The following is a 12,986-nucleotide window of genomic DNA, read 5'->3' as shown; positions in this document are numbered from 1 at the left end:
GGACGCCCCGGCTTCGCGCTCGTCGGTCGATGCCGTCCGCCGGTTCCGTGCCTACCCCTCGTACTGCTGCGCGAGCTTGTCGTGCTCCGCCTTGGTCTTGGTGAACTGGGTCCTGTTCCCGTCCAGCGAGATGAAGTAGTACCAGTCACCCGGTTCCGGGTCGGTCGCCGCCTTGAGGGCGTCGAGGCCCGGGTTGCCGATCGGACCCGGAGGCAGGCCCTTGTAGAAGTACGTGTTGTACGGGTCGTCGAGCTTCTTCAGATCCGCGAGCTTCAGCTTCGTGTCGTTCGTGTTCTTGATGTAGTTGTACGTCGAGTCGAACTGGAGGATCCCGAAGGTCTCCTTGTTCGTCGGCACCAGGCGGTTGTAGACGACCCGCGACATCTTGCGGAAGTCGTCGGTGGTCTTGCCCTCGGCCTGCACCAGGCTCGCGACGGTGATCACTTCCAACGGCGACTTGAGGCCCAGCTTCCTCGCCGCGGCCGCCAGATCGTACTGGCCGTACCGCTTGGTGGCCTCGCTGACCATCGAACGCAGTATGTCCTCGGGCTTCATGCCCTTGCCCACGCTGTAGCGCGTCGGGAAGAGGAAGCCCTCCAGCGGATCCTTGATCTTCTCGCTGGTGTCCGCCCAGGCGGGCAGGCCGAGCTTCTTCGCCTGCGTCTTGGCCACGCCCTTGGTCGTGCCCTCGGCGAGGCCCAGCTTCTTGTCGACCATCGCGTAGATCTGGGCGTCGCGCGTTCCCTCGGGAATGATGATGGCGCTCTGCTTGGACGGGTCGGTCATCATCGTGACCGCCGCCGCGGCCGACATCTCCTTGTGGAGGAGGAAGACGCCTGCCTGGATGCTCTTGCCCTTGGGGTTCTTGCCGGCTGCCGTGGTGAAGGCGTCGACGCTCTTGGTCACGCCCGCGGCCTTGAGGATGTTGCCCATGTCCGTGAGCGTCGAGCCCTTGGGGATCTCGACCTGCACGTCTCCGGTGCCCTCGCCCGCGAAGTCGGGCGCCGCGCCGAAGTGGCTCTCGTAGAACTGGTAGCCGAAGTAGCCGGCACCGCCGACGCCGCCGCCGAGGACCAGCAGGACGACCAGGCAGGCGCAGCCGCTGCGGCGCTTCTTGCCCTCTTTCTTGCCGCCCTTGCCGCCGCGCTTGCGTCCGCCGCGGCCGGCCGGGGTGTCGTCGTCCGGCTCCGCGTCGTCGTCCGCGTCATCGGCGAAGAAGGCGTGCGTCTCCGGCTCCGACTCGGCTTCCCAGTCGCCGGTGTTGTCCGGGGCGCCCCGCATCGGCTGCTGGGGCTGCTGCTCCGGTTGCTGCCGCTGCTGCTCCGGCTGCCGGTGCTGCGGCTGCTGCGGGGGCGGGTAGCCGCCCTGGCCGTAGAAGTCGGGCTGCTGGGCGCCGTAGGGATCGGCCGGCGGCTGGCCGCCGTAGGGATCGCCGGGGTTGGCGCCGTAGGGGGCGGACGAAACCCCGGAGGTGTCCCAGTCGTTGTACTGCTGCCGGCCCTGGTGCTGCTGACCTTGCTGCGGCTGGCCCTGGTGCTGGGGGTGCTGCTGCGGGTACTGCTGCTGTTGCTGCTGCTGGGGGTACCCCTGCTGCGGGTACTGCTCCTGCTGCGGGTGCTGCTGGGGATACTGCTGCTGGTTCTGGGGGTACTGCTGCTGCGGCGGGTACTGCTGCTGGGGAGCCTGCTGACCGTCGTACGGGTACTGCGGCTGCTGCCCGGTGGCATAGGGGTCCCAGTCGTCCTGCGGCTGCGGCTGGCGCGGCTGCTGCTGGTACCCCTGGTCACCGAAGAGCGGGTCCTCTGGATGCCACGGTTCGGAGCCGGAGCCCCGGCCATAGTCAGTCATCGATCCCCTTGGTACGCGTCGGTACGGGGGCGATCGCATCCTCGGAACTGGCCGCCCCTTGCGAAACGGGCGGCGCCAGTTGGCGCCGCCGTGTCGCGCGGAACGTTACCGTACCGCGATCAGATGACCACTTCGACGCTCTCCCCCGCTGGTTTCCCCGACACCCGCTCGGTCTCCAGGGCGCTCTGCAGGATGACGATCGCGGCTGCCTGGTCCACCACCGCACGGCCCTTCTTCGCCTTGACGCCCGACGCGCGCAGCCCCTGGGTCGCGGTGACCGTGGTCATCCGCTCGTCAACCAGCCGCACCGGGACGGGCGCGATGATTTTCGCCACATCCAGCGCGAACGCCCGGACCTTGACCGCCGCGGGACCCTCGTTGCCGCTCAGCGAGCGCGGCAGTCCCAGGACCACCTCGATCGGCTCGTACTCCTCGACGATCGCCGCGAGGCGGCGCAGCGCCGCCGGGACGTCCCGCCCCGGTACCGTCTCGACCGGCGTCGCGAGGACCCCGTCGGGGTCGCACGAGGCGACCCCGATCCGGGCGTCCCCGACGTCGACGGCGATACGCCTGCCCCTGCGCACCGTCAGGCCTTCTCTTCGACCAGGCGCTGGACCGCGGCGACGGCCTCGTCCACGGCGGCCGGGTTCTGGCCGCCGCCCTGCGCGACGTCGTCCTTGCCGCCGCCGCCGCCACCGAGGGTCTTGGCGGCGGCCTTGACCAGCTCACCGGCCCTGACACCGCGCTCGCGCGCGGCCTCGTTGGTGGCGATGACCGTCAGCGGACGGCCGTTGGCGACGGTGAACAGCGCGACGACGGCGGCACGGCCGGCGGTCCCGACGCGCTGGCGCACGTCCAGCACGAGCTTGCGCAGGTCGTCGGCGCCGGTGCCCTCCGGAACGGTGCCGGTCACCAGTGCCACGCCCTTGATGTCCTGGGCGCCCTGGGCCAGTCCCGCGGCGGCCTGAAGGACCTTCTCGGCGCGGAAGCGCTCGATCTCCTTCTCCGCGTCCTTGAGCTTGGCGAGCATGCCCGAGATCTTGTCGGGCAGCTCCTCGGGACGGCCCTTCACCAGTTCGGTGAGTTGCGCGACGACCGTGTGCTCGCGGGCCAGGAACTTGTACGCGTCGACGCCGACGAGTGCCTCGACCCGGCGCACCCCGGAGCCGATGGACGACTCGCCGAGCAGCTTGACCAGCCCGAGCTGGGCGGTGTTGCCGACGTGCGTGCCGCCGCACAGCTCCTTGGAGAAGTCGCCGATGGTGACCACGCGGACCCGGTCGCCGTACTTCTCGCCGAACTCGGCGATGGCGCCCTGCTTCTTGGCCTCTTCCATGCTCATGACCTCGGCGGTGACGTCGAGTTCCCGCGCGAGCACTTCGTTGATCTTCTGCTCGACGTCGGTGAGCACCGTGCCGGGGACGGCGGCGGGCGAGCCGAAGTCGAAGCGGAAGCGGCCCGGGGAGTTCTCGGAACCGGCCTGTGCGGCGGTGGGGCCGAGCGCGTCGCGCAGCGCCTGGTGCGTCAGGTGCGTCGCACTGTGGGCGCGGGCGATGGCCCGGCGGCGCACCAGGTCGATCTGGGCGAGCGCGCCGGCGCCGAGGGTGACCTCGCCGACCTGGACGACGCCCTTGTGGACGCTGACGCCGGCCACCGGCTGCTGCACGTCGCGGATCTCGATGACGGCGCCGGTGTCGATCCTGATCCGGCCGGTGTCGGCGAGCTGGCCGCCGCCCTCGGCGTAGAACGGGGTGCGGTCCAGGACGATCTCGACCTCGTCGCCCTCGTGGGCGGCCGGCGACGGGACGCCGTCGACGAGCAGCCCGACGACGGTGGCCTCGTTCTGGTTGGCGCTGTAGCCGGTGAACTCGGTGGTGCCGGAGCGGTCGGCGACCTCACGGTAGGCCGAGAGGTCCGCGTGGCCCTGCTTCTTGCCGCGGGCGTCGGCCTTGGCGCGGTCCCGCTGCTCCTTCATCAGGCGGCGGAAGCCCTCCTCGTCCACCGACAGGCCCTGCTCGGAGGCCATTTCGAGGGTGAGGTCGATCGGGAAGCCCCAGGTGTCGTGGAGCAGGAACGCCTTGTCGCCGGAGAGCACGGTGCCGCCGGCGGCCTTGGTCTCGCTGACGGCCGAGTCCAGGATGTTGGTGCCGCCGCTGATCGCCTTGAGGAAGGCGACCTCCTCGGCGAGCGCCACGGTCTCGATGCGCTTGCGGTCGGTGACCAGCTCCGGGTACTGCTCGCCCATCGTCTTGATGACGGTGTCCACGAGCTCGCCGACGACCGGGCCGGTGGCGCCCATCAGCCGCATGTTGCGGATGGCGCGGCGCATGATGCGGCGCAGCACGTAGCCGCGGCCCTCGTTGCCGGGGGTGACCCCGTCGCCGATGAGCATCACGGAGGTGCGCATGTGGTCGGCGACGACGCGCAGCGAGACGTCGGTGCCGTGCTCGGCGCCGTAGCGGACGCCGGTGAGCCCGGTGGCCGTGTCCATCACCACGCGCAGGGTGTCGGTCTCGTACATGTTCTGCACGCCCTGCAGGATCATCGCGAGGCGTTCGAGGCCGAGGCCGGTATCGATGTTCTGCGACGGCAGGTCGCCGAGGATCTCGAAGTCGTCCTTGCCCTGGCCCGGGCCGCGCTCGTACTGCATGAAGACCAGGTTCCAGATCTCCACGTAGCGCTCGTCGTTGACGGCCGGGCCGCCCTCGACGCCGAACTCCGGGCCCCGGTCGTAGTTGATCTCGGAGCAGGGGCCGCACGGTCCGGGCACGCCCATGGACCAGTAGTTGTCGGCCTTGCCCAGGCGCTGGATCCGCTCGGCGGGGACGCCCACGACCTCGCGCCAGATGCGCTCGGCCTCGTCGTCGTCCAGGTACACGGTGACCCAGAGCTTCTCGGGCTCCAGGCCGTAGCCGCCGTCCGCCACGGAGCTGGTGAGCAGCTCCCAGGCGTACTTGATGGCGCCTTCCTTGAAGTAGTCGCCGAACGAGAAGTTGCCGCACATCTGGAAGAACGTGCCGTGCCGGGTGGTCTTGCCGACCTCTTCGATGTCGGGCGTGCGCACGCACTTCTGCACGCTCGTGGCGCGCTCGAAGGGCGGTTTGACCTCACCGAGGAAGTACGGCTTGAACGGGACCATGCCCGCCGGGACCAGCAGCAGCGTCGGGTCGTCGGCGATGAGGGACGCCGAGGGCACGACCGTGTGCCCGCGCTCCTCGAAGAAGCGCAGCCAGCGGCGGCGGATTTCTGCCGACTCCATCAGTGATCGTCCTTCCGGTTGTACGACTGCTTGTGCGACTGCTTGTAGGTGGTGCGGGGCCGGGGCGCGTCGAGCGCGGCCCTCCGCTGCTCGGGAAGCTCGCCCTCGGCGGTCTCCAGGCCCAGCGCGTCCTTGAGTTCGATCTCGCGCTCGGTCATCCCGGCGCGCACGTCCTGGGCGAAGAGCCGCAGGCGGGCACCGGTTTCGAGCGCCTTGTCGGCCGCTGTCGCGGCGAGGCTGTCCGGAGAGAGCCTGCGCACCGCGCGGTTGACCTTGGTGGTGGCCCAGACGCCCGCGGCGGCGCCGGAGAAGAACCAGAACAGGCGGCGGAACATGGTGTGTCAGCCCTTCGAACGGTTGCGTCGGCTGCCGCGCCGGGCGGCCGGCAGCACCTTGCCGGCCACGACGGTCGGGGTCTTCCCCGTCTTCCCCGCATCCTTGGCCTGCAGACCTACCGCGCGCCGCACCCCGTAGCCGAAGGCGGCGACCTTCACCAGCGGCCCGCCGAAGGTGGAGGCCACGGTCGAGGAGAGCGCGGAGGCGTTGGCGGTCACCTCGGCGACGTCCGCGGTGATCGTGTCGACCCGGTCGAGCTGGGTGTGCGCGGAACGGAGCGCGGAGGTCGCCTCGCCGAGCAGCGGAACCGCCTGCTCGGTGACGCTCGAGACCAGTTCGGTGGTCTTCCTGAGCGTCTGGGACAGCCGGACGAGCGCCACCGCAAGGAACGACACCAGGATCGCCCAGAAGACGGCCACGATCAGGCCGGCCACCTCTCCACCCGACACGTTGCTGCGCTCCCTCACCGTCACCACTTCACGACTGTCAATCAGCTCCCGACCCTATCGCGCCCGGCCTCGGCGTCCGTACCGCGTTCCCGGCGCGGCGGCGGCGCCGCAGGGTAGTCCCCCGTGCCACGGGAAGAGACGGGATTGTACGTTCCGCTCACCACCCCGTACGCTCCGTAGACCATGGACACAGCGGGAAACCTCCCTGCCGAGCTGAACAGCTTCGTCGGGAGGGCCGCCGAACTCGCGGCCCTCGGCGGCCTGCTGGAGCGGGCGCGGCTGGTCACCATCACCGGGGTCGGCGGCGTCGGCAAGACCCGGCTCGCCGCGCGGACGGCACGGCAGGCCGCGGGCCGGTTCCCCGACGGAGTGTGGCTCGTGGAGCTCTCCGCCGTGCACGACGCGGAGCTGCTGGACCACACCGTGGCCGAGGCGCTGCGGCTGGCCGACCACACCGGACGCCCGCCGCGGACCGCGCTCGCCGAGGAACTGGCCGAGCGCGAACTGCTGCTGGTGCTGGACGGCTTCGAGCACGTGGTGACGGAGTGCGCGCAACTCGTCGCGGAGCTGCTGCGCCGGGCGCCGGGTCTGCGGGTGCTGGCCGCCGCGCGCCGGCCGCTGGGCATCACCGGCGAGCACACCGTCCCGCTGGCGCCGCTGCCGGTGTCGGCCGCGGACGGTGACGCCGTCCTGCTGTTCGCCGACCGGGCGGCCGCCGTGCTGCCGGGCTTCACGGTCACCGCGGCCAACCAGGACGCCGTGGTGGAGCTGTGCCGGCGGCTGGACGGTATTCCGCTGGCCCTGGAACTGGCGGCGGGCCGGCTGCGGGCCATCTCGGTCGACCAGGTGCTGCAGCGTCTCGACGACCGCTTCCGGCTGCTGACCGGCGGCGACCCCAGCGCGCCGACCCGCCACCACGCGCTGCGGACCGCGATCGGCTGGAGCCACGAACTGTGCACGCCCGCCCAGCGGCTGCTGTGGGCACGGCTCTCGGTCTTCGCCGGGCAGTTCGACCTGGAGGCCGCGGAATACGTGTGCTCCAGCCCCGATCTGCCGGCCGAGGACGTCATGGAGACGATCGCCCAGCTGGTGGCGCAGTCGGTCGTGGCCTGCGAGGAGGGCGTCGGCTACCGGATGCTGGAGACCGTCCGCGAGTACGGCGCCGGCTGGCTGGAGGCGCTGGACGACTCGGCGCGCATGCAGCGCCGGCACCGCGACTGGTACCTGGGGCTGGCGACCTGGTGCGAGCTGGACTGGTTCAGCCCACGGCAGGCCGAGGTGGCCGCCCGGGTGGAGGCGGATCTGCCCAATCTGCGGCTGGCGCTGGAGTTCAGCCTCAGCGGCTTCGAGGACCCGCACGTCGGCCAGTACCTCGCGGCCACCCTGTGGTTCTACTGGGTGGGCTGCGGGCGGCTGTCCGAGGGCCGGCTGTGGCTCGCCAGGGCGCTGGAGCTGGAGACCTCGCACGCCGAGGCGCGGGCCAAGGCGATGTGGGTGTACGGGTACGTGGCCGTACTGCAGGGCGATCCGGTGTGCGCGCTCGGCGTGCTGCAGGAGTGCCGTGACGAGGCCGTGCTGACGGGCAACGCGCCGGCCTCGGCGTACGCGGTGCACCGGCTGGGATGCCTGGCGCTGCTGTCCGACGACATCGGGCGGGCCGAGGAGCTGATCGGGGCGGCACTGGACGCCTACCGCGAGATCGGCGAACTCAACAGCAACGTGCTGATGGCGCAGGTCGAGCTGGCGATGGCGGTCGCCTTCCGGGGCGATCTGGAGCGGGCGGTGGCGCTGAGCGAGGAGGTCCGCGACATCTGCCACGACCACGGGGAGCGCTGGACGCTGGCCTACGCGCTCTACGTGCTCGGATACGCGGCCTGGCTCGCCGGGGACCCGGTCGCGGCGCGCGAACTGGTGGAGGAGTGCCTGGTCATCGACCACGTCTTCCACGACCTGGTCGGCGCGGTGCTCGCCATCGAACTGCTGGCGCTGATCACCGAGGGCGAGGGCGCGCCGTACGAGGCGGCGGTGCTGCAGGGTGCGGCGGGCCGCGTCTGGCGCTCGGTGGGCCTGCGGCTGTTCGGTTCGCAGTACTTCAACGCGCCGCACGAGCTGTGCGAGCAGCGGGCCAGGGCCGCCCTGGGCGAAACCGTCTACGAGGCCGGGCTGGCGGAGGGCGCGCGGTTCGGCCTGGACGCGGCGGTGGAGCGGGCGCTGCACGCCGTGCCGGCGGAGCAGCCGCCGGGGCGGCTCGGGACCGGGGCGCGGGTGGCCGGCCCCCGTACGCACGAACCCGCCGCCTCCCCTGCCGTGGGCGGCGGGGAGACGGCGGGCTGAGAGTACGCGGGGCCTCGCTGGATCAGCGGGCGTAGTACTCGACGACGAGCTGCTCGTCGCAGATCACCGGGATCTCGCGACGGTTCGGGTCGCGGTCCAGGCGGAAGGCCAGGGCCTGCAGGTTGACCTGCAGGTACTTCGGCGTCTCGCCCTCGCCGGCCCAGCCACCCTCGCGGGCGACCTGGAACGGGGTCTTCTCGCGGCTGCGCTCGCGGACCATGACGACGTCGTCGGGGCGCACGCGGAAGGAGGGCTTGTCGACCTTGCGGCCGTTGACCTCGATGTGGCCGTGCACGACCATCTGCCGGGACTGGTAGATGGTGCGGGCCAGACCGGCCCGCAGGACGAGCGCGTCCAGACGGCGCTCAAGCTCGATGATCAGCGCTTCGCCTGTCTTGAGGTCGACCTTCCGAGCGCGGTCGTAGGCACGGCGCATCTGCGTTTCGCTGATGTCGTACTGGGCACGCAGACGCTGCTTCTCGAGCAGACGCGTCTTGTAGTCGCTGTTCTGCTTGCGACCGCGGCCGTGCTCGCCGGGCGGGTAGGGGCGGGCCTCGAAGTACTTGACTGCCTTGGGGGTCAGCGCGATGCCGAGCGCACGCGACTTCTTGACCTTGGGACGCGACTGGTTCACGTGGAACGATCCTCCATGTAAATTAGGTAAGGCTTACCTTAGCTGAGGAGATCGCATGATTCGACCCGGGAACCCCATGCCTGCGCACGGTCAGCCGCGCCCCGACGTGGACGATGCGCTCCGGATGCCATCGGCAGCCGAACGCGCGCGAACTCTAGTCGAGGGTAACCCCTCCGCTGTACTGGTCATTCCCGGCCTGACCACCGTACTGCCCGGTCAGATGGTGCCCGAGATGCGCAGCGTCGGCCCCGAGGGCGACGTGTTCCTGCTGTTCCCCGCCGACTCCCCGGCGGTTCGGGCCGCGACCCACGCCGACGCCGACGCCGACGAGCTGACCGCTGTGTTGGAGATCACCGACGTGGCGCCGGTCTCGGTGCCGCACCGGATCCGCGGGCGGGCGTGGATCGCGGGCTGGCTGACCCCGGTGCGCGACGAGCCGGTCGTGCCCGGCACGGCACTGCTGCGCCTGGAGGTCGGCGAGGCGTCCGTCGACGACCTGTGGGGGGCGGAGCAGGTGGAACCCGACGAGTTCGCCGACGCCGTCGCCGACCCGCTGGCGCCGCATGAGTCCGAGCTGCTCCAGCACCTGGCCTCGGCGCACGAGGACCAGGTGGGGTGGCTGTGCGGGCTCGTCGGCGGCCGGGACGCCGAGTGCGCCGGCACCCGGACGGCGGTGCCGGTGGCGCTGGACCGCTTCGGGCTGCGGGTGCGCTTCACCGACGCCGACGGCACCTTCGACGCCCGCTTCGACTTCCCGGAACCGGTGCGCGGCCACGAGGAGTTGCACCGGGCGATGCACACCCTCTTCGACGCGGCCCGCGCCTCCGCGGACGATCTCCACGGCGCGTAGCCTGACCGTCATGTTCGTACTCGACATCACGTACACCGCCCCCGTGGAGCAGGTCGACGCCGTCCTCGCCGACCACGTCGGCTGGCTGGACCGGCAGTACGCGGCCGGCGTCTTCCTGGCCTCGGGCCGCAAGGAGCCGCGCGAGGGCGGGGTGATCCTCGCGGTGGCGCGGGACCGGGCGGCGATCGAGGAGGTCGTCTCCGGCGACCCCTTCGTCACCGCGGGGGTCTGCGCCTACCGGGTCACCGAGTTCCTGGCCACCAAGACCGCGCCGGCCCTGGCGGAGTTCCGGCAGGAACTGCCCGCCTGACCTGGGTTCCGGGGCGTCACTCCCCCGACAGGCGTTCCCGGACGCGGTCCAGGATGTCGGCGTAGCGGGCCTCCGCGCCGTAGCGGGTGGGCTCGTAGTAGCGGCGGCCGTGGACCTCGTCGGGGGCGTACTGCTGGGCGGCGATGGCGCCGGGCACGTCGTGCGGGTACTGATAGCCCTGGGCGTGGCCGAGCTTGGCCGCGCCCTTGTAGTGCCCATCGCGCAGATGCGGCGGCACCGGCCCCGCCAGGCCCTTGCGCACATCGGCGAGCGCCGCGTCGATCGCCATGTACGCCGCGTTGGACTTCGGCGCCAGGGCGAGGGCGATCGCGGCCTGCGCCAGGATGATCCGTGCCTCGGGGAAGCCGATCAGCGCGACGGCCTGCGCGGCGGCGACCGCGGTCTGCAGTGCGGTGGGGTCGGCCATGCCGACGTCCTCGCTGGCCGAGATCATCAGCCGGCGGGCGATGAAGCGGGGGTCCTCCCCCGCCTCGATCATGCGCGCCAGGTAGTGCAGCGTCGCGTCCACGTCCGAGCCCCGGATGGACTTGATGAGGGCACTCGCCACGTCGTAGTGCTGGTCGCCGTCCCGGTCGTACTTGACCGCGGCCCGGTCGACGGACTCCTCCAACGTGCTGAGGGTGATCTCCCCCTCGCCCTTGGCGATGGCCGAGCCGGCGCCCGCCTCGAGGGCGGTCAGGGCCCGCCGGGCGTCCCCGCCCGCGATGCGCAGCAGGTGCGCCTCGGCGTCGGCGGGGAGGGTGACGGCGCCGGCGAGACCGCGCTCGTGGGTGAGCGCCCGCCGCAGCACTCCGCGCAGGTCGTCGTCGGTCAGCGGCTCCAGCGTGAGCAGCAGCGAGCGGGACAGCAGCGGGGAGATGATCGAGAAGTACGGGTTCTCGGTGGTGGCCGCAATCAGGGTGACCCAGCGGTTCTCGACGGCGGGCAGCAGCGAGTCCTGCTGGGCCTTGCTGAAGCGGTGGATCTCATCCAGGAAGAGCACCGTCTCGCGGTCGTAGCCGCCGGACTGCCGCTTGGCGCTCTCGATGACCGCGCGGACCTCCTTGACACCCGCGGTGATCGCCGAGAGTTCGACGAAGCGCTTGTTGGTGGCCTTGCTGACCACGTACGCCAGAGTCGTCTTGCCGGTGCCGGGCGGGCCCCAGAGGATCACCGAGGACGGCCCCGCCGGGCCGCCGCTGCCCTCGCCGACGAGCCGGCGCAGCGGTGCGCCCTGCTTGAGCAGGTGCTGCTGGCCGACCACCTCGTCCAGGACACGCGGACGCATCCGCACGGCGAGCGGGCTGTTGCCCGGCTCTCTCTCCTGGCGATCCTCTGCGGCTGCGGTGAACAGGTCGGGCTCCATATCCTCCGAGCCTATGGCACGGGTGTGACAGCGCCTTCTGCCGCCGCCAGCAGGGCCAGGACCAGCCGCGGGTCGGAGCCCATCTCGGGGTGCCACTGCACGCCCAGCGCGAAGCCGGGCCCCGGCAGCTCGACCGCCTCCACCGTGCCGTCCTCGGCGTACGCGCTCACGGTCAGACCGGCGCCGAGCGTGCCGACGGCCTGGTGGTGGTAGGTCGGCACGCTCGAAGGGGCCGGGGTGATCCGGGCGAGCAGGGTGCCCGGCACCGGGGTCACGACATGGCCGGCGAAGACTCCCGGCCCGACGGCGTGGCCGTCGTGGCCGACCGTGTCCGGCAGGTGCTGGACGAGCGTGCCGCCGTACAGCACGTTCAGCAGCTGCATGCCGCGGCACACGGCGAGGACGGGCGTGCCGGAGTCGATCGCGGCCCGCAGCACCGCCAGTTCCCACTGGTCGCGCTCGCGCGCCCGGGGGCCGGTGCGCGGATGGCGCGGCTCCCCGTAGAGCGAGGGTTCGACGTCGGGGCCGCCGGCGACGATGACGGCGTCCATCCTGGCGACCGCCGCGGCCGCCACGTCCGGGTCGTCCGGCGGCAGCAGGGCGGCGATGCCGCCCCCGGCGCGGACCATGCGGGGGTAGACCTCCGGCAGGAGCACGGCGCCGGTCTCCCAGACGCCCCACCTGGCAGTGTCGAGATAGGTCGTGACGCCGACCAGCGGCCGCTCGGGCATGGACCGGTCCTCCCATAGCATGTCAATAAAGGTTCTCCTAAGTACCTTTATGGCTGCGGCGGTAATGCACAAGCCGCTGCCGGGTCAGGCGAGGAAGCCGCGCAGCAGGGCGGCGGTGCCCTCGGCGTGCTCGCGCATCACCTCAGCGGCGGCCGCTTCGTCGCCCCCGAGGACGGCTTCGACCAGCACCGCGTGCTGGCCCTGCGAGTGTTCGAGGTTGCGCACCAGGATGGGGATGCAGTCCAGGAGCTCGTTGACCTGGGCGCGCACCGCGGCGTACTGCGTGGCCAGCGACGGGGAGCCGCAGAGCTCGGCGATGGTCAGGTGCAGCAGGGTGTCCGCACGCCGGTAGTCGGCGGTGGCCGCGTCGCCGGTCTCGCGCAGCCGGCGGCGCAGCAGGTCCGCCTGCTCCCCGGTCAGTTCGGTGCGCGCGCACAGCCCGGCCGCCCCGACCTCCAGGACCTCGCGGAAGCGCAGCACGTCGTCCAGGCCGCCGGCGCCCAGTCCGGCCGCCCGGCGCCGCAGCTCGTCCTCCGCGCCGGCCCGGCCCCCACCGTGGGACGGCGGCCGGCCGCGGACGAAGGTGCCGCCGTGCCGGCCGCGGCGGGTCTCGACCAGGCCCTGCTCGTGGAGGACCTTCAGCACCTCGCGCAGGGTGACGCGGCTGATCCGCAGCCGGTCGGCCAGTTCGCGCTCGGCGGGCAGCCGCTCCCCCTCGGGCACCAGGCCGAGGCGGACGACCTGCAGCAGTTGTTCCAGCGCTTCCTCGAAACCATTGCCGCCGCGGACCGGCCGCAGGACCGGGGCCAGCGGATCGGCGGGGATTGGTCGCTCACTCATGCGCGGGCCCCTTCCCCCTCAATGGTTCC

General features: G+C 71.7%; 12 protein-coding genes. 3 read left to right on the top strand and 9 right to left on the bottom strand.

The genetic code is table 11. The features are described 5' to 3' along the window. Positions 1–51 precede the first annotated feature (51 nt). From mltG to O3X23_RS03255, 5 genes are all read right to left on the bottom strand, one after another. Positions 52–1,848, bottom strand: coding sequence for an endolytic transglycosylase MltG (gene mltG, locus O3X23_RS03275; RefSeq protein ID WP_269269530.1), 1,797 nt, complete (start codon positions 1,846–1,848; stop codon positions 52–54). Positions 1,849–1,967: 119 nt separating this feature from the next. After that, positions 1,968–2,432, bottom strand: a complete 465-nt coding sequence (gene ruvX, locus O3X23_RS03270; protein WP_269269529.1) for a Holliday junction resolvase RuvX — start codon at positions 2,430–2,432, stop codon at positions 1,968–1,970. 2 nt (positions 2,433–2,434) lie between these two features. After that, entirely contained in the window at positions 2,435–5,107 is a 2,673-nt protein-coding gene (alaS, locus tag O3X23_RS03265; protein WP_269269528.1) for an alanine--tRNA ligase, read from the bottom strand. After that, positions 5,107–5,442, bottom strand: coding sequence for a DUF6167 family protein (locus O3X23_RS03260; RefSeq protein WP_269269527.1), 336 nt, complete (start codon positions 5,440–5,442; stop codon positions 5,107–5,109). Before O3X23_RS03260 ends, alaS begins: the two co-directional genes overlap by 1 nt. Positions 5,443–5,448: 6 nt before the next feature. Continuing rightward, positions 5,449–5,892, bottom strand: coding sequence for a DUF948 domain-containing protein (locus O3X23_RS03255; RefSeq protein ID WP_269269572.1), 444 nt, complete (start codon positions 5,890–5,892; stop codon positions 5,449–5,451). 183 nt (positions 5,893–6,075) lie between these two features. On the opposite strand from O3X23_RS03255, the gene O3X23_RS03250 reads away from it, so the two are divergent. Next, on the top strand, positions 6,076–8,226 hold the full coding sequence (locus O3X23_RS03250) for an ATP-binding protein (protein ID WP_269269526.1): 2,151 nt from the start codon (positions 6,076–6,078) through the stop codon (positions 8,224–8,226). Between the two features lie 22 nt (positions 8,227–8,248). Here O3X23_RS03250 and rpsD read toward each other — a convergent pair whose 3' ends face one another. Next, a complete protein-coding gene (rpsD, locus tag O3X23_RS03245; RefSeq protein WP_138352618.1) occupies positions 8,249–8,860 on the bottom strand; it encodes a 30S ribosomal protein S4 in 612 nt (203 codons plus the stop codon). 124 nt (positions 8,861–8,984) lie between these two features. On the opposite strand from rpsD, the gene O3X23_RS03240 reads away from it, so the two are divergent. Further along, entirely contained in the window at positions 8,985–9,710 is a 726-nt protein-coding gene (locus tag O3X23_RS03240; protein WP_269269570.1) for a DUF2470 domain-containing protein, read from the top strand. 10 nt (positions 9,711–9,720) lie between these two features. After that, positions 9,721–10,020 (top strand): YciI family protein, encoded by a 300-nt coding sequence (locus O3X23_RS03235; RefSeq protein ID WP_269269525.1) that lies wholly within the window; start codon positions 9,721–9,723, stop codon positions 10,018–10,020. A gap of 16 nt (positions 10,021–10,036) precedes the next feature. Here the strand turns inward: O3X23_RS03235 and O3X23_RS03230 are convergent, their stop codons facing one another. The 3 genes from O3X23_RS03230 to O3X23_RS03220 form a co-directional block, all read right to left on the bottom strand. Continuing rightward, positions 10,037–11,386 (bottom strand): replication-associated recombination protein A, encoded by a 1,350-nt coding sequence (locus O3X23_RS03230; RefSeq protein ID WP_269269524.1) that lies wholly within the window; start codon positions 11,384–11,386, stop codon positions 10,037–10,039. A gap of 11 nt (positions 11,387–11,397) precedes the next feature. Further along, positions 11,398–12,117 carry a gamma-glutamyl-gamma-aminobutyrate hydrolase family protein gene (locus tag O3X23_RS03225; RefSeq protein WP_269269523.1) on the bottom strand — a complete coding sequence of 240 codons (720 nt, stop codon included), beginning with the start codon at positions 12,115–12,117 and terminating at the stop codon, positions 11,398–11,400. 84 nt (positions 12,118–12,201) lie between these two features. Next, positions 12,202–12,957: a FadR/GntR family transcriptional regulator gene (locus O3X23_RS03220; RefSeq protein ID WP_269269522.1), complete on the bottom strand. Its 756-nt coding sequence runs from the start codon at positions 12,955–12,957 to the stop codon at positions 12,202–12,204. Positions 12,958–12,986: the final 29 nt, after the last annotated feature.

The sequence above is a fragment of the Streptomyces sp. H39-S7 genome (assembly GCF_027158205.1).
Lineage (GTDB): Bacteria > Actinomycetota > Actinomycetes > Streptomycetales > Streptomycetaceae > Actinacidiphila.
This window is presented reverse-complemented; position numbering and strand designations above follow the sequence as displayed.